The sequence below is a fragment of the Halodesulfovibrio oceani subsp. galateae genome, from assembly GCF_055397225.1.
This window is the reverse complement of record NZ_AP042453.1, coordinates 1049158-1072315: the sequence shown is the minus strand read 5'-3', so window position 1 is coordinate 1072315 and position 23158 is coordinate 1049158. Positions and strand designations below refer to the sequence as shown.

25 protein-coding genes are annotated in these 23158 nt (G+C 44.1%); 12 read left to right on the top strand and 13 right to left on the bottom strand.

Annotated features, from left to right (window positions below):
* Positions 1-255 precede the first annotated feature (255 nt).
* Together ACZ5V1_RS04745 and ACZ5V1_RS04740 are read left to right on the top strand one after the other, a co-directional pair.
* Positions 256-900: a trimeric intracellular cation channel family protein gene (locus tag ACZ5V1_RS04745; protein ID WP_373793904.1), complete on the top strand. Its 645-nt coding sequence runs from the start codon at positions 256-258 to the stop codon at positions 898-900.
* A gap of 533 nt (positions 901-1433) precedes the next feature.
* On the top strand, positions 1434-1751 hold the full coding sequence (locus ACZ5V1_RS04740; protein WP_464390859.1) for a pentapeptide repeat-containing protein: 318 nt from the start codon (positions 1434-1436) through the stop codon (positions 1749-1751).
* 123 nt (positions 1752-1874) lie between these two features.
* Here the strand turns inward: ACZ5V1_RS04740 and ACZ5V1_RS04735 are convergent, their stop codons facing one another.
* Positions 1875-2273 carry a hypothetical protein gene (locus ACZ5V1_RS04735; protein ID WP_464390858.1) on the bottom strand — a complete coding sequence of 133 codons (399 nt, stop codon included), beginning with the start codon at positions 2271-2273 and terminating at the stop codon, positions 1875-1877.
* Between the two features lie 554 nt (positions 2274-2827).
* Here ACZ5V1_RS04735 and ACZ5V1_RS04730 point away from each other — a divergent pair.
* Together ACZ5V1_RS04730 and ACZ5V1_RS04725 are read left to right on the top strand one after the other, a co-directional pair.
* A complete protein-coding gene (locus ACZ5V1_RS04730; protein WP_464390857.1) occupies positions 2828-3067 on the top strand; it encodes a hypothetical protein in 240 nt (79 codons plus the stop codon).
* A gap of 175 nt (positions 3068-3242) precedes the next feature.
* Entirely contained in the window at positions 3243-3620 is a 378-nt protein-coding gene (locus tag ACZ5V1_RS04725; protein WP_464390856.1) for a PH domain-containing protein, read from the top strand.
* A 381-nt stretch (positions 3621-4001) separates the two neighbouring features.
* Here the strand turns inward: ACZ5V1_RS04725 and ACZ5V1_RS04720 are convergent, their stop codons facing one another.
* Positions 4002-4496 (bottom strand): hypothetical protein, encoded by a 495-nt coding sequence (locus tag ACZ5V1_RS04720; RefSeq protein WP_464390855.1) that lies wholly within the window; start codon positions 4494-4496, stop codon positions 4002-4004.
* Between the two features lie 149 nt (positions 4497-4645).
* Positions 4646-5998, bottom strand: coding sequence for an AAA family ATPase (locus ACZ5V1_RS04715; RefSeq protein ID WP_464390854.1), 1353 nt, complete (start codon positions 5996-5998; stop codon positions 4646-4648).
* Between the two features lie 345 nt (positions 5999-6343).
* Here ACZ5V1_RS04715 and ACZ5V1_RS04710 point away from each other — a divergent pair, with 345 nt between their 5' ends.
* The gene (locus tag ACZ5V1_RS04710) at positions 6344-6748 is read left to right on the top strand and encodes a hypothetical protein (protein ID WP_464390853.1); all 405 of its coding nucleotides are present in this window, start codon (positions 6344-6346) and stop codon (positions 6746-6748) included.
* A 143-nt stretch (positions 6749-6891) separates the two neighbouring features.
* On the opposite strand, the gene ACZ5V1_RS04705 is transcribed toward ACZ5V1_RS04710, so the two are convergent.
* From ACZ5V1_RS04705 to ACZ5V1_RS04685, 5 genes are all read right to left on the bottom strand, one after another.
* Positions 6892-7137, bottom strand: a complete 246-nt coding sequence (locus ACZ5V1_RS04705) for a hypothetical protein (RefSeq protein WP_464390852.1) — start codon at positions 7135-7137, stop codon at positions 6892-6894.
* Positions 7138-7155: 18 nt separating this feature from the next.
* Positions 7156-7698, bottom strand: coding sequence for a hypothetical protein (locus ACZ5V1_RS04700; protein WP_464390851.1), 543 nt, complete (start codon positions 7696-7698; stop codon positions 7156-7158).
* Positions 7691-8338, bottom strand: coding sequence for a DUF6475 domain-containing protein (locus tag ACZ5V1_RS04695; protein ID WP_464390850.1), 648 nt, complete (start codon positions 8336-8338; stop codon positions 7691-7693). The genes ACZ5V1_RS04700 and ACZ5V1_RS04695 overlap by 8 nt, the downstream gene beginning before the upstream one ends.
* Positions 8339-8341: 3 nt before the next feature.
* Positions 8342-9658 carry a hypothetical protein gene (locus ACZ5V1_RS04690; RefSeq protein WP_464390849.1) on the bottom strand — a complete coding sequence of 439 codons (1317 nt, stop codon included), beginning with the start codon at positions 9656-9658 and terminating at the stop codon, positions 8342-8344.
* Between the two features lie 608 nt (positions 9659-10266).
* Positions 10267-10734 carry a hypothetical protein gene (locus tag ACZ5V1_RS04685; RefSeq protein WP_464390848.1) on the bottom strand — a complete coding sequence of 156 codons (468 nt, stop codon included), beginning with the start codon at positions 10732-10734 and terminating at the stop codon, positions 10267-10269.
* Between the two features lie 190 nt (positions 10735-10924).
* On the opposite strand from ACZ5V1_RS04685, the gene ACZ5V1_RS04680 reads away from it, so the two are divergent.
* The gene (locus ACZ5V1_RS04680; protein ID WP_464390847.1) at positions 10925-11194 is read left to right on the top strand and encodes a hypothetical protein; all 270 of its coding nucleotides are present in this window, start codon (positions 10925-10927) and stop codon (positions 11192-11194) included.
* A gap of 632 nt (positions 11195-11826) precedes the next feature.
* Here the strand turns inward: ACZ5V1_RS04680 and ACZ5V1_RS04675 are convergent.
* The 4 genes from ACZ5V1_RS04675 to ACZ5V1_RS04660 all read right to left on the bottom strand — a co-directional run bounded on the left by ACZ5V1_RS04675 (position 11827) and on the right by ACZ5V1_RS04660 (position 14943).
* Positions 11827-12717 (bottom strand): DMT family transporter, encoded by an 891-nt coding sequence (locus ACZ5V1_RS04675; RefSeq protein WP_464390846.1) that lies wholly within the window; start codon positions 12715-12717, stop codon positions 11827-11829.
* Positions 12718-12773: 56 nt separating this feature from the next.
* On the bottom strand, positions 12774-13019 hold the full coding sequence (locus tag ACZ5V1_RS04670) for a hypothetical protein (protein ID WP_464390845.1): 246 nt from the start codon (positions 13017-13019) through the stop codon (positions 12774-12776).
* Between the two features lie 108 nt (positions 13020-13127).
* Positions 13128-14390, bottom strand: coding sequence for a hypothetical protein (locus ACZ5V1_RS04665; protein ID WP_464390844.1), 1263 nt, complete (start codon positions 14388-14390; stop codon positions 13128-13130).
* A 325-nt stretch (positions 14391-14715) separates the two neighbouring features.
* Positions 14716-14943, bottom strand: coding sequence for a hypothetical protein (locus tag ACZ5V1_RS04660; RefSeq protein WP_464390843.1), 228 nt, complete (start codon positions 14941-14943; stop codon positions 14716-14718).
* A gap of 892 nt (positions 14944-15835) precedes the next feature.
* Here ACZ5V1_RS04660 and ACZ5V1_RS04655 point away from each other — a divergent pair.
* The 6 genes from ACZ5V1_RS04655 (at position 15836) to ACZ5V1_RS04630 (ending at position 22048) form a co-directional block, all read left to right on the top strand.
* Positions 15836-16366: a helix-turn-helix domain-containing protein gene (locus ACZ5V1_RS04655; protein WP_464390842.1), complete on the top strand. Its 531-nt coding sequence runs from the start codon at positions 15836-15838 to the stop codon at positions 16364-16366.
* Between the two features lie 544 nt (positions 16367-16910).
* Entirely contained in the window at positions 16911-17351 is a 441-nt protein-coding gene (locus tag ACZ5V1_RS04650) for a hypothetical protein (RefSeq protein ID WP_464390841.1), read from the top strand.
* 114 nt (positions 17352-17465) lie between these two features.
* Positions 17466-18044, top strand: coding sequence for a class I SAM-dependent methyltransferase (locus tag ACZ5V1_RS04645; protein WP_464390840.1), 579 nt, complete (start codon positions 17466-17468; stop codon positions 18042-18044).
* 803 nt (positions 18045-18847) lie between these two features.
* Positions 18848-19339: a methyltransferase family protein gene (locus tag ACZ5V1_RS04640; protein ID WP_464390839.1), complete on the top strand. Its 492-nt coding sequence runs from the start codon at positions 18848-18850 to the stop codon at positions 19337-19339.
* 3 nt (positions 19340-19342) lie between these two features.
* Complete coding sequence (locus ACZ5V1_RS04635; protein ID WP_464390838.1) at positions 19343-19900, top strand: MarR family winged helix-turn-helix transcriptional regulator; 558 nt, start codon at positions 19343-19345, stop codon at positions 19898-19900.
* An 891-nt stretch (positions 19901-20791) separates the two neighbouring features.
* A complete protein-coding gene (locus tag ACZ5V1_RS04630; protein WP_464390837.1) occupies positions 20792-22048 on the top strand; it encodes an outer membrane homotrimeric porin in 1257 nt (418 codons plus the stop codon).
* 263 nt (positions 22049-22311) lie between these two features.
* Here the strand turns inward: ACZ5V1_RS04630 and msrB are convergent, their stop codons facing one another.
* On the bottom strand, positions 22312-22851 hold the full coding sequence (gene msrB / locus ACZ5V1_RS04625) for a peptide-methionine (R)-S-oxide reductase MsrB (protein ID WP_464390836.1): 540 nt from the start codon (positions 22849-22851) through the stop codon (positions 22312-22314).
* Positions 22852-23158: the final 307 nt, after the last annotated feature.

Here is a 23158-nt window from a genome sequence, read left to right as displayed (position 1 = left end):
GGACCTACAAGTTACCTCGTAAAATAAAACATTGAAGAATCTTTGGACAATATAAACCAACGCCATAAAGCGCGCCGTATTCGCACTGCTATGGAACTGTTGGCAACGAGTGCCCTGCTGCAACGCAGGCATTGGAACACCGTAAGATTTACCGATGACAACATAATGATGAACAGCTTTACCTCATAAAACCAAAGGGACCAACTGTTCACGCCACAATTTGCATGTGCTGGCACATTGCGGAAGGAAAAACGGATGGATATAGTAAGTTACACACTTGGAATGATAGGAACAGCGGCTTTTGCAATAACTGCTGTGCTTGAATCTTCCAGACAACGCATCGCATTATTCGGTGCATGCGTACTCGGAGTTATCACAGCCATCGGCGGCGGCACCATCAGAGACTTAATTCTTGATGTTCCCGTCTTTTGGGCAAGCGACCTGAACTACATTTGGGTTGGTCTTGTTTCAAGCCTCATCACCTTTGCAGCGACTCCATTTTTCAAACGAAGATTCATCTATTCACTTATGTTGTACATTGATGGACTTGGTGTATCTCTTTTTGCGATACAGGCAATGGATAAAGTTTCTGCATTAGACTTTGCGATGCCTGTTGGGCCTATCTTATTAGGTGTTATAACAGCTGTTGGAGGCGGTGTAACCCGTGACGTAGTTGCGGGACGTACAACACTCATTATGACACGAGAACTCTATGCAACGCCTGTACTTTCAGGTTGCATACTCTATTCTATTGTCACTCACATTTTCCCTGAACACAGAGCTACGTTGGGATCTATCTGCATTGTCACCATTTTTGGGATTCGCTCTGCTGCGATTCACTGGAAACTTTCTGTTCCAGATTGCTTTATGACTAAAACAGCAGAAGACGAACCAAGCTAGACCATAGCTTTAGGTTTCTCGCACTACTTCAAAAAAACAAGCTCATAACTTTTTAAAGATTATGAGCTTTTTCTTTTAGCCGCTGTCAAAAATCTAACGCAACACAACGCACAAAGTACAAAGCAAGCAAAAGCCCAGCTACCTAGGCCTTCTCGCGTTTTAGACTCTAAACGCTTTCCATTTTTGCATTGTTTTGCACGTAACAAGCTAAAAAAAGAGAACTCACACTAAGCAGAAAAAAGTTTAGGGGTGTTTACTAACTTTTTTTAGCCTCTCACTCTCATCCTACAGCACTAAATTTGTGAATAAATAATGTTGGTTATAAATTCATTGTAAAAGGTTAAATGCTGTTAGTTTTTTGACATGCATTATAAATTTGATACTACGTATAGTAAAAAAATTCATTTTGACTATAACATTTTTTCTACTGCATCCGATTAGATACTTACATATTAAATTTGCACTTATTTTACTTGCAAATAATGTTTGTAACATCTGAGTTAGTGTTTCTATTAAAATATGAGGTCATAAAAATGAGACAATCCCATTTTGAACTGCTGTCAAATGGATCAACAGCTTGGAACAACTGGAGAAACGAGTACCCGGAAGTAGAACCAGACTTATCTTCTGCCGATTTGTCTGAAAAGAACTTGAGTGGATACAATTTACATAGTTGCAACTTACGACACGCTACTCTTGCCAACTGCGATCTTCAGGACGTTAATTTAACCAACGCAAACCTTGAAGGTGCAAATTTAGCCGGAAGTTATGTATATTGGACCACATTGCGAAATGCCAAAATTTGTATGCTTCAATTAGCAAAAGCTAATGTTTGGAAACCAATTCTGTAATAACAAGCAGAAAGTGGAACAAAGAAGGCTGGTAACACCATGTTACTACACAACTAAGCGCATAAATAAAAAAGCCCCCTACCGTACTAGGGGGCTTCTTGATTGCATTCTATTGTCTATTAACTATTCAGTTTCGCAGGCATCAAGAATCTCTTCTATTCTCTCAGCTACAAGCGCAGTTATCTCTTCAGGGTCAACTTCATATGCTTCAGATTCCGCTTCTACAGCAGCTTCCAGAATAGCTTTGGCAACATCTTCAGGCTTTTTCTCTGCCTTCAAGGCTTCACTCTTCGCCCAGTCTTTAGCCAACTCTATCGCATCTTCTCTTTCAGCTTCAACCTCTTCTTCAATAATCGTTTCTTCATAAGCTTCAATTATGAAAGATAAAACTGTTGCTGCCTCCCGACTAGAACTCACGAGCCAGCCATCAACCTTTACACCGTAGGATACTTTCTTTTCATCAGGGCAAATGCTGATTGAATGTTCCTCGAATGTTCCTTCCAACGTTCTACCTGAACGCATAAAAGAATCCATTCTCTCAATCCAGTCACTATGACTGGGAGCATAATCATACATTGCAATATCCTTTGTAATTAGTTGATGAAGGCAGTCTTCACTAAGGGGTGAATCAACTATCATGTATAAAAAAGCATAACAACACCGAATAATTAGTCAGTTATTCAAAGTAGAAACATCGTCTTTTGGCTTATAGCAAAAGATTCTTTTTTCGTATTGTATGCATCTTCCTATCGCACCCCTGACAGTTCTGCCTGGTAAAGATAGCAACCGCCACCTACTCCCTTTGTAAATTTAATAGAGACAATGCAAGCTACATATGTTTTTTCATAACGTATCCATACGTTAGAAAAGACAAGATGGTGCAATGAACCTCTGTTCCAGATATTTATCCGTATGCTTGACGGGCACAGAAAAAACGATAGAGTTTTTTAATAAATACCGCGTGTACTCACACGCTAAAAAAGTTTTAAGCGTAGCAATGTTGTTTGCTACAAATTATACAAATTTCCTATAAGACTACATGCATCATCATGTGCTTAAAAAACAGAGAGACTACAATGGAATACCCAATTGATAAGTTAATTCTTCTACTTTCCAAAGGCTCATCCTTAACTGTTTCTACCTGCGACATCATTCCAGAAGAGCTCGAACAGCTTCTCACCGTTGCAAACGAATCCGGTTCCAGCTTAAAAGTTATTGCAAACATGTCCGAAACCAACTTTGCAGTAGCAGAGCTTGTATCAGAATATGCTTGCCCCAATATTTCATTAAACATTGCCGCAACAGACAAAGCGTAACAACAAAAAGTCCTCTGCTGAATTGTAGAGGACTTTTTTATTTCCACATACGAACCTAAAAAGCGCTTACAGTAACTTGTAAGCGCTTTTTTTAAATAATTTTATAGGTTTTCTTTTAAAACAATTTTGACTATAGGTTCTCGCTGCTTATTTCGCAGATTATTAGGAGAATACTATGGGAATTTTTGATGCCTTATTAGGCAATGCATCCGAAGTTGATGCAAAAAAACTATACAAAGATTTAGAGCCGATTATGGTTGAAGGCGAAGAGATTGAACGCGCTTTCAAAGTAATCCGCGACATGTATATATTTACTTCAGGACGCCTTCTTTTGATCGACAAGCAAGGTATGACAGGTAAAAAAGTTGATTACCTGACCATTCCATACAAATCGATCACCACTTTCTCCGTTGAAACCGCAGGCCATTTCGACATGGACTCAGAACTCACCTTGTGGATTTCCGGCCGCCATGCGCCAATCAAAAAAGAGCTCAAAAAAGGCAGCGACGTTGTGGGGATTCAGAAACTCCTTGCAACCAAAATGCTGGGCTAGAAGAGAGAAAGAAAAAGCCCTGCTCATTTGCCTGCCCTTCTCACAGGATGCAGACAAATTAGCAGGGCTTTTTTCGTATGTTTTCGATGGCTAGTTACATTTTGCATTAACCGAATTTATATAAAACCCAATAGCTCTCAAGCAACTCCACACGTAACCAGAGCAGCAATCACACGCTCTCGCTTGCCGTCACCTAATTAGGTGATGCGATCACATACAAAAACTCCCATCAACTGATGAGAGTTTTTCTTTTATCTTCGTCCAGTCGTTTATTTGAACTGGTTGCTTATTCTTCTGGTCGAACTAGTCGCCTATTCTTCTTTTCAAACTGTTCGCACTATTCGCACTGGTTGCTTATTCGAACAGGCCGCACTGATCGCGTTACTTGCGCCTCTTCTTCTCGTTAACAACCAAACCCTGCCGTCGTATCTCGTACCAGATAAAGGGAGCGTAGCGGGCAATCTGAGCGTTTGTAAGGGCATCATCACGGGTGCGATCTTTGTAGCGGGCGTAATACTCTGCGCGTTCTATGTCGTACATTTCTTTGTCCAGACTCAAGGCATCTAAAATCTCATACGCTTTGTCTTCCTGCTCCATTGTCAGCTCTTCAGAAACCGCGATCATGCCGGTATCCAACATCAGCTCAAAGGGATAGAAATCCAAATCATACGGACACGTCAACGTCTCCTGCCCACGGGAGGAATTTACGCGCCTGTCCGCAAGGAGATAATTCCGCCACTCATACGCCTGCCATGCATCCTGTGCTTTAGGAATAAAATGCTCTACGCTGCCTTCGCGATTTCCTGAACCGTCGGTATCAGGATCAAGATATACGCCAAGGTACGCACAAATATCGTGATAGCTTCTATGGAGCATGGGTATGGCTCGGCTCCAGAACCTTCTCCATGGGAAATTTGCAGGCGGAGGATCACCCTGTTTAACATGATGACGCTTTAAAAACATTCTCCCCGGCTTTCTGACTTTCTTATTGAAACCTAAAGGCTCCGGAGCGCGGGTCACTGGGATCATAAATTCCAGCCCCGTTTCTCTGCACGGGTACGCCAGAATGACCAGAACGGGTCGGCCTGATGCAACGCGGCGACCAATTTTTGATGAACAACTTTGGCTTCTGCTTCGCTAACGCGGTTACGCACTGCCAGCCTTGCCTCTTTAATCGCTTCCTCGCGCTGTTCTGAAGAGTCTGTTTCCAAACCGAAAACAGGGCTTGTAAGCCACGCAGCAGAAGACCCGCGCCGTACCCATTCTTCTTTTTTCAGCTCTATTTCACACTTTTCTTTATTCATATCAAAAGTATAGAGCGCGTCCTCCTCTTCATCAAAAATAGGATCAAGAGACGCCAGAACCAACGGAGAATGTGTGGTGCAAACTAGCTGCGTAGAAACATCGTACCCTGTGAGCAGGTTGCCCATGACGGATTCGAGAGATTTCAAAATACTGCGCTGCCATTGCGGATGCAGATGCGCTTCCACCTCGTCGACCATGAGAACAATTTTTGAGGCTGCCTTCATGTTGTACTTTTCGCACAGCTCAATGTGCTCATTCCATGCCCATGTCATAGCATAGAGAAGAGACAAAATTTTACGGATACCTGCTGATGCGTAAATGAGTGGGGTTTCTTTGCCGAACTCAGATTTGATTGTAGGAAACTTGCGGCTGTCGTCTGCCTTAACCCTGCGCAAACTGCCAATAGAAAATGGCTCACCCTTCGGGGATAAATGACGCACGCCCTTCTTCAAACACTCATAAGCAAAGCTGTCTTCACGCTGCCAGTCGCCCCAGTCTGCAATCAGACCATTAAACTCCTGCCTGCGACGCTTCTGCACACCGTTCCAAAGTTCTGCCTGAGAATATATACGGGTAGTTTTCTGCGTAAAAGAAATGCTCACGTTTTCATAATGCCGCGCACGTTCCTGTACAAGCGCCCGTGCAAATTCATCTGCCTGCGCTTTAACCGGATCGTACATAGCCACGGTTCCGTCATATTTCATATACAGCACAATGGAATCACTCGGGGAGTTACCTTCTATAATCCGTTCGTCTTCGTTCGAATTACAGCTCCACACCTGCCCCAGAGGCTGAAACACATAATGCTGCACCACATCCATTTTATTAATGGAATCAAACTGGCCGCGAATAACCGGCTCCGGCTGGTCACTATTATTGTAGGAAGCAGTAATCAGCGATTCCGGCATTGCCATCTCGCCAGCCCACTCCTTTGTGAGCATCCACCATGCAACATCAAGAACAAAACTCTTTCCCAAGCCGTTATCACCCGTAAACACGGTGAGTCTGTCCCCGAACTCTATTTCTAGATGTTCGGAAGGGCCCACGTTGTTAAGCTCAAGAGTTTTGATCATCATCTTCTCCGTGAAAAATATATACGGCGCAGCCCGCGCTAATAAACTAATTTGTTATGACTAATATAGTCCACTTGGCTATTTTGTCTAGTCGACTCAACTTCAACTACGCCACCATCACTTACAGCTTCATTCTATCCACAGCCTGACTTTTATACGAAATCTCCCCGTATTCCGCACAAACGACGCCCGCCACATCTCAAATGAAGCTTTTATTTTTTACAGTCGCACCACACGGCAGCTCCACATTTTTTCCACAAAACAATTCCACCAACCCGAAGCTTGTTGTAGAATCATAGTTCGAACATCCTCCCATAACCTTTGGCGGCAAATGCAGGGAACTATATGCAGCACCTTACTCCACAAGAAATTTTTGATGTAATATCTCAGGACTTTGGAAGCAAAGTGCGATTCACAGAAGCTGATCGCGTACTCTGTGACGACCGTATAAATAGATTCAACAACCAATCACCCCAAGAGTATCAATGCAAGTACCAATGTTTTCTTAGATACGATGGTTGTTGCGGAGCGCACAACACAGGTAGAATCGCCTATTTGATTAATCCGGATCATGAAAAAAAGTTTGAAATAACTCTGAACGTGCACGTAACAATAGATGAAGAGACATTTTCGCGAGAGCTTCTGCTCGTCCTTCCACCAAGTACGAAGCTGGGTTTAAGCTGTACAAAAACATTCACCCAGCCGGAAGCGACTCTTCGCTTTACCATCTTAAATGAGAATATAGTGTAACTAACACAACAGATAGACTACTAGCATGGAGATTAGCGCCTTAGTTTTTACAAAATTTTTAAACAGGGGACGGAACATCACACACCGCCCCGCATAGCACCATGCTAGCCAAGGAAACACACATGAAACTTATATTGTTACTTTTAGTTGTATACATCGGCATCGGAACTTTGATCCTGCAACACCTGCTCAATCTCGATCGCTTTGACGATGCCATATTCCCGGGCATCGCCATCGGTATCCTGGCAACAATAATTCACATCAACATCAAACGAAAAATGAGTAAGCAAGTAGAAGAAGATCCCCACGTATAAAGCCCACAGCAAAGCCCCTGAAACACAACGCTTCAGGGGCTTTTTATTCGTTACCTCATCGACAGAACCAACCATGTTCTGCTTTCCGAGATCTTACCCGCCGATCCTTTCAATCTGCCTTGGCAGACCGGCACGATCGCCGCGGTTACTGATTACGTAAATCGCCTTTCCATAACGGGCGTGTTGTCCCATATCAAAATGAAACCACGACATACCGCCAAAGGCTTCAATGCGCTGCATGTACTCAAACTGCGGCGCATTAGCATCCACAAGCATTTCATCCCACACCTCGTCCGGTGTAGTATGGCTGAATTTGCAATCCATAGCGCGAAACAGTTTATGTTCCGACAACGCCGCGCCTTCACAACAATCCACAGGTCGCCAGCCAGAAAAACGAAACATAGAAGGAACGCTGTCTACCCATTCCGCTTCAGAAAATTTATGCCAGTTGTTAATCGAACACGCCCCATAGCGTTCACGCAGTCTGTCCAGTGTTACCAGCATACGGTAATCGAACAAACGAAACAGCGCAGACTTATCCTTATGGTACACAGCCTCAAAGGGCGCAGGTAGCAAAGCAGGCGGCGGCAGCAGCTCATCAATGCTAAAATGTTGCGGAATATAGATACTACCCATCCAGTGCCTCCACTGCGAGTTTTTTGCCGACACGGCCTGTCAGCATGGCAATCGGGGTTCCCTGCTTTATAACTCCGGCTTCGAGCATCGCCTGCGCTTTACACGCATTGCCCACCAGTGCCACCGGCTCTTCATGCTCGTTGCAGTGCGCGTCGTTAGCAATGGCAGCCTGCCCTGCCAACGCGCCTTTAAACTGAACATTCTGCCGTGCAAAGCTGACATACAGTTTGCAAAAGTCCTTACGGAACCACTTTTCATCTCTGGCAGTCATTTCGCTGCAAAGCTTCACCCAGCCGCCGAATCCCTGTTCAACAGCAGCAGCCGTTACAGCATCGTCAAAGACTACAGATTTCCATGACCCCACACGTTTTACCGCTTCAATAACCTTACCCGCTTCCACTTCGGCTATGTCTTCAGGGCATCCCTGAATAAGCTCCAGCAGCTCCACAGGCTTTGGAAAAAAACGGCACTGCGTGATGGCTCTATCAATCCCCCGTGCCACTTCCTGCGCTGAAAAACGATTCAACGCCCGAAAATACAATTCTGTTTTAAACTCGTCAGCAGCAACGCCGAACAACTCGCACAGACCCAAAAAACGTTGGAGGAACACGTCGCGTTCCGCAATATTATTCCAGTCCATCCCCTATCCCCGCTGCATCATAGATTCATACACAGCGCGGTTCGTTGCACTAACACCAGCCGCTTTCTGCGACTTCCCCTGCTTAGGCAGATAGTTACCTTCTTCTATTTTTATCATATTGGCAGGCTTCACAATCCAGTCAAAGTTTGCCGTCCAACCCCGATCATTTTCACCCGCCAAAAAAGCGCTTTCATGCACTAAGGCAAAATAACGTTCCCACCATGCCAGATTTTTCCGGTCTAAACCAGAGTTCCATACAGATTTTAGCCGAGCCTTTCTTAACGGCGTAATTTCTCTGCATTTTGGGAGTCTCGTACAGGTCGCATTGTAAGCTTGCTGAATCCTTTCATATGGGCATGGAATGCGGGTTTGCTGCACATTTGAGGCAAGGGTTTTAGCGTCTGAAGCAGAGGGATTTTCTTCGGTATTTTTTATGTCTGAGGTTGTTTTCTTGTCTCTGGTGGTTTCATCGTCAGTGGCTGGCTTATTGCTTGCGGCGGCTTTTTTGCCTACGGCAGCTTGTTTGCCTCCGGCGGGCAAGGGGGCTTCCCCTTGCATCCCCGCGAGAGGGACGCCCTCTCGACTGCGATTATGGCTATCGAGACTTAGGGAAGATTCATGAAAGTTTTGGGGAGAGGTTTCATTAGGCAGCTCCGTTAATGATGTTGGGTGGATTTTCATTGGAGTAAAAGGATGAGACGAGTTTTTAGGCTTCACAACAAAGGAGTTCAGTGACTGAACATTCTGTTTGGGAGGTGAATAAGGATCAGGGGAAGCATTGGGTGAAGCGGGTTGTGACAAGGCAGCCGGAGAGTCACCGACTCTCTTTTCTTTCTCCTGTTCCCTGTTATCTGCTCTCTGATTAAGGCAAGTTTCCGCAAGTTCTTCCGCAAAAGTACATGTAAAAGCTTCCCGAAAGCCTTGCGTAAGTGTTGCTACCAATTCCTTTACACCCAAGAGGATCTCTGACCGCAGTGCTGTTTCCGGCAACTGGCGGTACCCATAATGCCAGCTTTTCACCACATTCGGGCTTTCAGGTAGATTATGTTTCAAGAAATTAGGAAACCAGAACAACAGCTTTTCGTCATACTCCACAATCCCTTGGTGCAACACTTCCTCAAAAGCTTTACCAAAGGTTTCCAGTTCCATGCCCAGTTCACACGCAAGCCCCGGAACCGTTGCCCGCAAAGCTCCAAGTTGCGTCAAATCCTGATGCGTAAGCATAAAAAACACTACAAGCTTAGCATCATGCGACAACGCCAAAAATTTAGCATCGTTCCAAATACACACAGAAATCTTTCGATACCGTCTTTTTCCCATACATAGCCAAACCTTGTTGAATTGCAGAAGAAAAGGTCTTCCAATCAACAAGATACCCTAACGAAAGCCTTTCAGTAAGATATGCCACGCCATGCTAGTACCATCGCATCACCCCCTTCTGATCGCCGCACAGGTGCATTCGCTTTTTTAACAACGCCGAAACAGTAGACCGTACAGCAAAATCTATTTTTCTTATCAATCTGATATTGAACTTTTACGCATGAATCATTAAGGTCACTCGCGAGGTGAACATGCTAAATAGATTTTTATTACTGATCAGTAACTGTGTCCTGTCCTTCACTCTTTTTATAACCTTTCTATTTGTATTAAGTTCTTCCGCTTATTTCCAGTAATGGCTCCACAACGCCAGACCTGTACATTTTTTGAATAAGCACTGCTGACACCTGCTCAAAACTCGGTAGCAGTGCTCATTTCCCATATTTTTCATAAAAAAAACCGCCTCTACCTAAGTAGAAGCGGTTTTTTTGTATCCATAATACCACCGGCACACATTCTGCGCCTGAAATACAAAGCTGAAAAAAGCAGCCAACGCAGATTAAGCGTTACTAGCTAAACGTCCTGTACGATTCCTCTGCCATTACTCTCGGCTAGTTGTAATGCAGACGCAATCCGCAGACGGTTTCCAGCAACTCATCCAGTGGAATAACCTTATACATAGGCAATTTCAGATGCGATGCCAGCGTTGTAATATCGATGAGCCGCTCTTCTTTACTGCTCCTGTCCAATCCCTGCAAATACACGTTACCGCCTGTATCCTGCACAACTGACTTCAACGTAAATTTTATGTTTTCCGCATCCGCGCGCTTGCGGGTGTATTCAAAATCCATGGGAAAACCTTCATCAGTAGCCCACAACACAGTCAGTTCTGAATCCCAGTCACGGTTGTTCGCGTATTTTTTACGCTTACGTGCTGCAACGTGTACATCTTTCACTACATCAGGCCGCTTTGATACGATCTCTGCAATCAATTCTTTATAGTTACGTACAATACTTCTACGCCACCAGCTATTAAAAGCTAATGCAATAACTGCGATGATAACAAATATCCAATACATGTAACGCTCCTATATCATACAAGATGCAGAAAAAAGACATTCAACAGTAAGTGAGTTCAGTAGAATAGAAAATTAGAACGCATCTTCATAGCAAGTTATCATTCACTAACTATAAGATTAGTCTATATATAATACAGCGCCTCATTAAACGCTAAATAAAAACTATACATTCAAAAAGAGGAGGATTTCTATGTCAGGCGAATGGACACAATTTAGACCATGCACAGACGGTGAATGCTCCAAACTTCAACAAGTACTAGGCATTGGTGTTCAATACCAGCCGCTTTCTGTGTCAACTCAAGTAGTTAATGGTACAAATTACTGCTTCTACTGTAACGGTACAGTAATATCACCCGACAGCCCTGCTAGGCCATACAAAATTTATGCATATCTGCCTCAAGGCTCGCAGAAATTCGACCCTAACCAAATCGAGATAGAAGAGCTACCTATCAAGCCTTAGTTACATTGAAAAACTGCCCTCACATGAGGGCTTTTTCAATGCTTCCGGCTAAAAAACACTATTTTCACGAAAAAACACCCATCCACGCTAAAAAACATTCTCCAACTCAAAAAAGTAAATCCCTTCCATACCCCAAAAGAACCCAATCTACACCCCCAAAGAGAACCACTCTCTTGATTGTGGATATATTACCGCCATAGACTTCTAAGCCCCCCCTCCCCGGGTGACTTATTTCCCCTTTACGATCAAGAACACATCTCTGCTCCTGCATACGCCCACTAGTTCACCCCCCTAACAATAAACAGGTAGTACAACCTCATGAACAGAGAGTTAATATCACGAACAGGAAGTTCAACCTCGCGAACAGGAAGTTCAACCTCGCGAACAGGGAGTACAACCTCGCGGTCAAGGGGGCGTCCCCCTTGCGGGGATGCAAGGGGAAGTCCCCTTGCCCGCCGGAGGCACAACAACAGCCCCTTCTGCCGCTTAAAAATCCATGCGAGCAAACATTACTGTCAGAGGTCACAGACACATAAAAAAAGCCCCACGAACAATATGTTCCGGGGCTTTTTCTAAAAAACTATTTTTACTTATCTCAAGCTGATCATGACACATCAGCACTACTGAGTGCGCTACTTTTTCATTTTGCTACGGACAACGGGGATTATGCCACTGCAAAGGATAACCGCTGCCCCCAGTATTGCTAAGCTATTGGGTGTTTCAGCAAATATCAGATAGCCCAGCACCATTGAGTACACAATCTTTATGTACTGCACGTTGATGATAATATTAGCTTCACCAAGGCTAATGGCCGTCATAGAAATCCATTGTCCTAGAGATGCTAACCCACCAATCAGGAGCAGCAAAAACAATTCTTCCATTGTAGGAGTCTGCCATACAAACAAGGTTGGTATGAAGGCGAGCAGACCGACAAACACCGCTTGATACACCATCAGGGACAATACTGGCTCTGTACGTGAAATCCATTTGATAGATATGGCGGCAATTGAGGCGCCAAAGGCACCGGCAAGTCCTGTCAGCGTGTAAGTCAGCGTCAGGTTATCAAATGAGGGCTGTACAACGAGTACAACACCGGTAAATCCTATGGCGATAGTCAACCGCCTGCTCCATCCGACGTACTCACCGAGCACTACAGTTGAAAGCACAGCCACAAACAATATGTTCGTAAAGCTTAATGCAGTTGCTTCTGCTAACGGAAGATTACTTACGGTAATGAATCCCAAGCAAAGCCCACTAAATGCTCCGACAACACGAAAAGCATGGGGAAGTAGATTCTTTGAATGCCGCAACGTCTTTGCATTGCGACATATTGCCGGAAGCAATAACGTAATAAGAACAAGCTGCCTGAAAAACACAATCTGAAACACATGGATACGATCACTGACAAGGCGTACTATGATGGCAACACACAAAATCACTGCCGTAGAAATAAGCGCTAAACACACACCTTTTTGATTATCTGTCAGATTTGGTGCAACTCGCTGTAAAACTCTTTCAATCAACGGCTCTCTCCCACAAAAATTTCTCTATAGCATAACATTAAAGTCGCGCTGTTGGACTATGAAATACTGGTGCGGTCAACCATTTTATCATTTTGGTCATACGCTGCTAAAAATTGAAAAGCCCCATGAACAAAATGTTCCGGGGCTTTTTGTTCATGGGGCTTTTTGCTTATGTTTTTTTGCTCATGGTTTTTTTGTAATGTAAAACCAAAAGCAACAACCAGCCGAATGGCCTGTCGTGTGAGTTTTCTTTTAATCGATTGTAACAATCGCCTTTTCGGGTTGTTTTCCCCGCAGCGCATAGTCTTAGTAATTACTAGTTGGCGACATTAAGCTTGGCACCAAGCTGATTGCCTACTATGGCAAGGTTAGACTGTACTGATATTTTGTACGGACACTAACATGAGGTATCACATCTTGATTGGTTCAACCCATATGCGTTTTTGGAGATCATAGAGCCCGTAGCGCATTTCTCTTTCAGGAGCCTTTTGCTTGCCAACTTTGAGCAGCCCGTTATCACTCAGTGAAAAGAGCGTGTATTTGCAGGGCAATACGGTTTTTCCAGAGAAATCCAATATTCCTACCCCGTCATCGTCTGTTACTACGTATCCGAAGGTGTCGACATAAAGACTGCAATATTTTGGCGGAACAATTACAGTTCCGTCAGCCAGCAGCACGCCACCCTCTTTTTTGTCATTCCAGACAATGTAGGCATTCTTCACACCAAAATTGTTGATGCTGTAGGCTTTAGAATAGGTGTCTGCATCGCTACGGTTCTGCGGATTCAAAGTTCGCAACTGAGAATAGAGGCGAACAATTTCCTTAATACCACCAGTTCGAGGCTGCCTGTGCGTGCATCTGCTATGGGCGTTTGCAGATGCGATTCCGGCTGTTGCAATCATGGTCGCAGCCTCACGCGGCATATCTGCCTCAGCGGACAAACCGGAACCTACGACTGCTGCATCTCTGAGTGCCACACCGCACGGCTGCGCATCTTTGTTGCAGCAATTCACATTCTGTAGAACTTCATCGTTACTCGCGGTGGAGATATCCTTTGCAGATTCGCTTGTTTCAGCGGCACAGGAAACACCGGAGATAACGGATCTGCCGACTATATGCAGACCGGAAATTGCATCATATTGATGGTATACAGCAACGAGCGCGTTACTTTTATGATCATAATAAATAACTCCGTCCGGTTCGCGAAATAGAATATCTCTTGGCGAACGCACGGTGGAGGTAAGGAAACGTTCCCATTGAACGGCATCCTTTGAGCCCGGAATGACTGCCACAATAGCAGCGCCGTAATCAACGTCGTAGAACGATGTTCCGGCTGTTGTATTTGTGGCGGAGAGTCCGTCAAACCGCAGCCCGAGGGCATTGTTGGCAAACGGAATCAATGTACTGCCAAGCGGCAGTTTAATGGTAAAATCTTTAACGGAATGCACAGCACCCGAAAAACGTTGTATACCGAGAGTTGTGACCTTGTTACGCAATCGTTTGAGACGTACGGTGTCTCCTGCGTGCTGTTTTTGTAAAGAAGAAACAAACTCTGTAGCAACGTTAGAATCACTCTGTAGAGTGTTACTTGCATAGGCGCATTGAACCACAGTGAGTAGTAGCAACATGTGCAGTGGAGTCATTCTCAATACAGTAGGCAAAGTAAAAAACACTATTGAACACCTTTTGTTATCATTCTATAACGACGTAAAAGCATCCCCCTGAGCGCACTGCATGGCAACGACTATATTTCGCAAAATAACTATGCATCGTGCTACTATCTTTCATCCCCCAACAAAAAATAGTACACACTCACCAACAGAAATACCTGCGGCAAGTCAAGCAAAAAGTACATATAGACACGCACATTGATTATAAACACACTGAAACTACAAATTATTTCATAACTGCCGAATACTATATTCGGCATCATGGTAACGATGCGCTTAAACTTTGGGAAAAAAAAGAGCTGTCTAAGACAGCTCCTTTTCATGTTATTTATGCATGGCCTGCATAATCCGTCGGCAATTGAGCTGGTGCCCCCCCACTGCCAGATGGCGATGCCGTCTTACGGGGCAATCTGTGCAATTCTACAATACGGTTTTCAAACTCGAGTAAATTAGGGACAGTATAGCCCGCCGCTTCAATACGACGTGCACTTTCATATGCTTTGATACCTAATCCTAACCCTGCAGCAATGACATTAATCGTTTCCTGAGCACTCATTATAATCCCTTTACTATGTTATAGACTAGCCGATATTAATGGCGTAGTTATTAATACGAGCAGCGCTATTATTTTATGGACATACAAATATCACAACACAGTAGGGAGCGCTATGTGCATACATATGTATCCGCATAAACGTTAAATTATCTCATTGTTGTAAGGATTCTTCTTTTTTCTGCACCAGAAAATTAAGCCCTTTTCGCATTGAAGATAAATATACCTCAACCGATATTTCTTTGTGTCCACATTGCTTGCAAACACGTTGACGCACGATACAATTGTCGTCTGACACGTTTGAGCGCGGAACATGTGTTTTTGCTCCGCAGACAGGACATAACAACATCCCAACTCTCCTATGTTATAAAGTGCACTGCCTGTGCTTATAGCACGTCATTATCCACATCTTACGTAGATATTTGTATCAACATCCTGAGTTGTTTCTAAAAAAGATGCAGAATTCACCTCTTACATATATTTTTTCATTAAGAAAATGCTCATTTCAAATGCAACACATAAACAGAACGAATACTGAGACAGCAGTTATGAGTTGCTTTATTCAATGACAATGCATTACAACTACAAAATTTTATTAAAAAAAACATTTTTTATTAACATGCAATACATACTTCTACTTTTGACATAGTGAAACATGCATTTGTACTCAATATTTTATCTATTTAATAATTTATTGTTGTGTTTTATTTTAGTATTTTAATTTTTACATAAACATGTACATTTATATATTTCCATACGTCATTTTGACACTGCTCTTTACAGTGTGGTATCAATTTTTTTCTGTCGTTTAATACTCTAAGTCCTTCGTACAACCGACCAACTACATCGTTCATGCACCAATGATGCGTCAACACAACAAAAAAAGTCAAGCCCCATGCTAAGACAACAAGACAAAACGCGCACAGCCTCCAAAACAGTCGCCAAACATGACCCTGAAAATGCTCAGGCATGGGCTGTCATTATGGCAAAGATCCTAGCTCTACGAGCGCAAGGCAAGACGATGCAGCAAATAGGCAACTTGTTCGGCGTTGGACGCGATACCGTCTCCCGCTGGATAAGCAAAGAATTCGGCGGTGAAAAAACTACTTTTGGAGATATGCTCCGATATGCAAAGGCACTGGAAGTACCTTTTGAAGAGCTTCTTGGAACCCCCTGTAAATCGACTTGCGTGTCTGCGTACAACCGCACTGTTGGCGATATCTTGCAGGAATTCGCACAGGACAGCGGCATGTCCACTACAAACATTGCAACCACGGCAAACCTCTCAGCCGACGAGATCAACGCTGTCTTTTCCGGTCAAACAGCCGCGACCCCTGAACAGCTGTACGGCATATGCACAGCCATAGAAATTAATGCTTCTATCGTACTGAAAAGAGCTGCAAAAGAGGCATACAGCACGACCTAAAACAGAGAGACAACGCTTCCCAAAAAATTCTTAGAATCATTCTTAGGAACATTTTCAGGAACTCTCTCTGCAAACTCCACCTGAATGACATCTTTCAACGCATTCAAAAAAATCAGAGTACTAATTTTCATTTTTTGCGGATGCCACATGCTAATCTTTTTTAGGCTTTGTCTAGATTTTCAGTTTTAAGCAATCATCCAGCTTCAAAGAATTTTTTGCTTCGAACAAGCCCCTTATTCCTTCAGCGAATAGCCAATCCAGTCGAACATTTCGCCAAAAAATCAATAAGAGCACTCCAGAAACGGGGTGCTCAACACCCACCGATACACGCATAACCGTCCCCTGTTATGCAGCGCATGTCCTTACTTACAGCATCTTGATGTGCCAGCACAACAAAATCCTTACTTTTCTGCCAAAAAAGAATTCAAAGGCGCTTCAGACCACTTTCATCTGTACAACTCCCACCCTATTTACGTACTATCAAACTAAGCCTTATTGTTCAGGCACCCCCAAGTGAACGCAATCACCACACGGAGAAATACATATGCTGACGACATTTCCCTGCTCCAACTGTGAATCTACCGTTTCATTCACCATTAAGAATATTGAAAACTATGCTGTACACAGCGTTACATGTCCGCAGTGCAACGTCGCCAACAGCAATGAAAACATAGACAACCTCGCCAATCAGGTGGGGAACAGGTACCGACGCAAATCCACAGAAGACGAGAACATACACATTCTCATTCGCAACGAACCCGTGGAAGACGTGAACAATGCCATGGCGCACAGCTTTGCGTGCTCTGAATGTAATGCCGAGGTGCAATTCAGCCCCACAAAAATTCAGAGTCACATAGAGCACACAGTCACCTGCGCAAAATGCGCCACCCGCAACAGTAACGCCTCTATTGACGCCAAAGGGGTGTCCACGTGCAACAGCTTTATTGTCATTAATACTGACGGAAAACTCATGCCGCAGACGTAGCTTTTAGTTGCTTGATTAGAACCTAAAAAAGCAATATACTTAACTTTTCGTATAAGGTACTCAGATAATAAGAGTAGGATTTTTTTTTGTAACATACGTCAAGTGAGTGTTGCCATGCAGTACTATAATGACCATGCGTTCGAGTATTCAAAAAAGACCTTGCCCATCAGTATGACTGAACAGTACGAAAAGTTTTTGCGTGTACTTCCAGAAAACGGATTTATTCTGGATGCAGGCTGCGGCTCCGGCCGTGATGCTCTTCACTTTCTCAAGAACGGGTACAAGGTCGATGCGTTTGATGCCTCTATTGAACTGGCAAAACTGGCAGAAGACCTTACCGGTCTGGACATCAAATGCCTCCGCTTTCAAGAGTTCGAGCCCAAACCTATTTATGACGGCATCTGGGCGAACGCCTCTCTGCTACATGTTCCGCACGAAGAACTACACGACGTGCTCATATCGTTCAGGAACTCCCTTAAGCCGGGCGGATCGCTCTACTGTTCCTTTAAATATGGGAAACAGGATTCCATAGACACGGCAGGCAGAAGCTTTACCAATAGAACCTGTGAAGCGTTGAATAAAGACTTAACCCTCGCCGGATTCACGGCACGACGCACCATCACGTTACAACAAAGCACCACACCGGAAGGTGCTCCGCAAGAATGGGTTATAGGACTTGCCATCGCTCCGTAATTATTCATCTACTTCGAACTAGCGTACTATTTGCCTATGTGATCTCCGGTACTAAAAACATAAAAAAGCCCCTGCATTTCTTTGCAGGGGCTTTTTTATGTTGAAGCAACTTTTCTTATCCGTTCATAATCATGAAGATTAGACCGTAATTTTGAATAGTAGTCTGTGGTTATTCAACTTTAGTACCTTTCACAATTTCACAAATATCAAAGAAAGACGTATATGGGATGCATGTTTTTCGGTGCCTGTCTCGCTTTATAAAACGGCAGGTAAAAAGAGACCACACAGGAACACCCATAAAAAACCTCTGCATGCTCATCACACAACTTGCTCATTATACGACTTGCTCACCACACAAATTGCTCACAAACAATCCCTGCTCCAGCTAGTCGAGAATCACCTGAGCATCCACCCTCTCGTCGGCAATGCGCTCGACACACCCATGCCACGGGCAGGCAGTTTAAGCTCGTCAGCCCACACACACAGCCCGTTACTCTGTACACCGTATCTTCTACACCGCGAGAAGCCCTTGAGTGGCTGAAATCCCCATCATTTCAATCCCCCGGCAAGGATTGTCGCTATACCATTTGCCGAGTCGCCTATCACCTCCATAGAATAAAAAAACGGTCCTCTCAGTCCACTCTGGCCACGCAGTTTGGTTTGAAGAAAAAGACTGAACGGAAATTAAGGCGGGAAGAAGGAATAGTTGACAAATAGCATTTTGAATGACAACTAAATTGTCATATTGACAATCTAGTTGTCATGGTTGCTTTCGCCATATCAATAAAAACAAGGAGGACATTATGAGAGCCGACACCAACTTCAGTCCGAAGCCTGATTCCCCAAATGTGAACATTATGCCGCCGAGAATGTTTAATATTTGCCTTATTTTCGGGATTGCAATGGAATTCTGCTGGACTAGTACGCTGCCTTTTATTCCTGCCATTTTGCGAATGATACTAGGGGGAGGCATCGCCCTTGGGGGTTTTATGTTTATGATGTGGGGTCATAATCTTTTTACCACCCTTGGTGTTAAGGTTCCAACTAACTTGCCTTCCTCCATGCTGGTTACCGGTGGTGCGTATACAATCAGCCGTAATCCAATGTATGTAGGGTTTGTCTCTATTCTCATCGGACTTGGACTTGCGGTTGGAAGTGTATGGATACTTTTGACTTCCCTGCCTATGGCGTTGTATCTAGGGCTTCACGTTATTCCACAAGAAGAGGCATACCTTGAGAAAGCCTTTGGGGAAGACTATCGCCAATACCGTTTAACAGTACGAAGGTGGCTGTAACCAATGCCCATATCCGACCAACGCAAGCGTACCGGTGGTGCAACTGAAAGCTCCGTTGACATGCAAATAAAAGAGCAATCCGATACACCTTCGCGTCCCAGTGGACATGCCACCGGTCACGACCTGCATGATCTTTTTCGAAATGTGTTTGCCCTGCATGCAAGCCTGTCCTCAGCTATGGACAGTGTGCACGAGCACTCTGGCTTACGTACTCCCCAAGTGCGGGTCGCCAACAGACTTTCGCACGGTCCGGCAACGGTTCCTCATGTTGCGACAGACCTTGCCGTGTCACGGCAGTACGTACAGACCGTTTGCAACGAGTTGCAGGAGCAAGGCTTGATGGAGTTTGTTGAAAACCCCAGACATAAGCGTTCCAAGTTGGTGGCATTAACAGAAAAAGGGCAGAAGGCGCTTGCTCAAACCCGTGAAAATGAAGCGGCGCTCATTCAGCAGAGTCTTCCTGACATTTGCAGTCAGCAGGTAACCGAAGCCTCTACCTTGCTTAAGGAGCTTCGTGAGAGAATAGAAGAGACCCGTTTTGAAGGTAGTGAAAACTCTTAGGTGATTTATTTTACGCTTCAATCCGCGCAAATTTATATATCAACAGTGTAAGGCGGTCCAGTTTGGATCGCCTTTCTTTCTAACTTCTTCCCAATAAACTGAACCAGTTACAATATAGATACTTGGCAAAGCAACCCATTGTAGATCAATAAGTTCGCCATGAAAAATACGAAGTTAACCGATTAACAGACCGCTTTCATGTTACGACAAGCTGACAGCTCAAAACTAGAACTTGTTAGTACAAAGAGCGAGTTGAATTAAAAAGTACGAAAAAGCTCCTTATCAAATTGATATGCAGGGGCTTTTTTATGTTTAACCAATTTACGTTATCAATCTGTAGTTATTCAACATTACTATCTTTCACAATTTCGCAATTCTCAAAGAAACGCGTATGTGGAGTACATGTTTTTCGGTATTCACTGCGCCTTATAATTCAGCAAGTTATAGAAGCACTACCCTAATCCCCCCATAAAAAGCATCAAAGCACCTATACATAATTCTAGGTAGAAACATACGACTTTATGCTTGTTGCACCTGCATGATTTTCAACAGATGATAATTCCATAATTCAGACGATGTGCATTTTTCTCTTGTTTTATAAAACATCTTCAACAACGAGACGACATTCTGTTCATGCAGTGAGACATACATCACTATATGAACACTGTATAAAATAGTCTTCTTATTTGTGTACAACTGTATGCAACATAAGAAAGTTATCTATTTTTTACATATATGAATGCTGAACGTCCTATTGCTCACGTTCTAAAGAGCACAATTTGGATAGCCACCAGATTGTTTTAGTACAGTGAGTATTTTTTGGACATCTCGGTATAAAATTTTGAACGGCTTTTGTTTTTGAGTCTTTTTTGAATTTAAGAAGGAATTATCATGAAACGTATTATTACTCTTGCACTCGCAATGTGCATGGTATTCGGCGCAGCGCTCAACGCTTCTGCAGCTGAAATCAAAGCTACTGGTAACATGTGGGTTGGTTACGACTACCTCAACAAAGACAACGACGGTAAAACAAACGACTTTGTTCAGCGTTTCCGTACTCAGATCGACATCGTTGCTTCTGAAGCTCTTTCCGGTACCGTATTCTTCGAAATCAACAACAAATGGGGCCAGACCAAAGCAGGCAACGTTGGCGGCGGTTCTGGTGGTGCTATTGGCGCTGACGGCGTTAACATCCAGACACGTCGTGCTTACCTCGACTTCCTCATTCCTAACTCCACTGTTAAAGTACGCGCTGGTATCCAGGGCTTCGCTCTTCCAGGTGCAGTAGCTGGCAACGTTGTTCTTAACGACGACCTCGGCGCAATCGTAGCTTCTACTAGCTACTCTAACGTTGACCTCACCGCTTTCTACGGCCGTCCTTACGACCGCAAAGACGCTGATGGTAACGACATGTCCGATTCTTCTGTTGACATCTACGGCCTCGTAGCTGGCATCAACTTCGACACAATCACTGTTTCCCCTTACGCTATGTTTGCTGCTGCAGGCAAAAACGCTCAGCGTACAGACGGCACAGCTTACAACAACGACACTCAGTGGTACGGTGTAGCTCTCGAAGCAACCCCTATCCAGAACCTCGTTCTTTCTTTCGACGGTGTATACGGTAAAGCAGCTGACAAAGACGCTGGTTTCCTCGTAGCTGGTAAAGCTGCTTACACAACAAATTACTGCATCCCTGCATTCATGGCATGGTACGGTTCTGGCGACGACAGCGATGGCGAAGGCCTCATGCCTACCCTCGATAACGGTGGCGACTTTGCAGCTACTACTCTCGTAGGTGAAGGCGCTGTTGGCCCTACATCTGACGCTGTATTCGGTAACGCACTCGGCAAATGGGGTATCGCACTTCAGGCTGAAGAAATTACCTTCATCGAAAAAGTTTCCCACATTGCACGTATCACATACATCCGTGGTACTAACGATGATTCCAACACAAACCTCGACATCGAAAACTGGGGCGAAGACGACTCCGCTCTCGAAATCGACTTTGTTACTACATACAGCATGTACGACAACCTCGACTTCGTTGCTGACCTCGCATACGTAGCTACCGACTTTGACAGCGATAACGCTGCAAGCAACGTAGACAACGTATTCAAAGCTGGTATCCTCGCCGTTTACAGCTTCTAGCATCACCCCCATCTCAAAAACGAAAAGCCTAATTAAGGGAGTTGCTGTTATAGCAACTCCCTTTTTTTACGCCCTGTCACTTCTGCGGACGGGCATTTTTCGGTTTACATTGCGCATAAAAAAAAGGCTCCAAGTTTGGAGCCTTTTTCGTGCCAGTCGTCCATTTCGTACCAGTTGTCTATTTCGTATCAGTTACCTGCTTCTCACAAGTCATCTGTTTTTTGACGCCGTCTATTTCTATCAGGCGTCCATTTCTTGTAAGGCTATTTGTCCTTAAACAGATACAAAAACTCGCCGTACCCTTCTTTTTTCATATCGTCTTTAGGGATAAAGCGCAGTGCTGCAGAGTTGATGCAGTACCGCAAATGGGTAGGCGGCGGGCCGTCTTTAAATCTGTCACCCAAATGTGAATCAGATGTTTTGCTGCGTACTTCAAACACTTCTCCAAAGAAGGAGAACTTTTTATGCAGCGTAATATATTTAGCGTCTATAGGTTCGGTGAATGCAGGCCAGCCGGAGCCGGAATCAAACTGTGTGGTTGTGCTGAACAACGGCGCACCGGATAGTAGATCCACATAGATGCCCTGCTTTGTGTAAAACTTGTAATACGGGTTTTCAAACGATCGTTCCGTACCGTCTTCCTGCGTAATCTTATACTGCAACGGAGTAAGAAGCTTTTTAACTTCTGCGTCACTTGGCTTTTTATACGAATCCCACGGTGCGGCGTCTGCCATGGCGGCACCGGCTGCGAAACAAAAAACAGTACACATAGTCAAAATAAACATTACCATATTCTTCTTCATTATTCCTCCAAAACGTATCCATAACGTCTGTCATATATAATGATGTTCGAGCTACTTCAGTTACAAGTTTTCGCGGCTACTGCTCGTTGTATCGCATTCTCGCGCCGCTCTTCTAGTATTTATTCTCAATCTATGATGACTCCTTAACCCTGTGCAAACCTTACCTTCCTTATGGTGCACGCGATCAACAGGTACGCAACGACATAGATAACTTGATATTATTGCATATAAAAATTGATATACACCAGAAAAATGCCGTCAACTTGAGTTCATCCGTCCTATCCTGTAGAGACACAGAGCCTATTAT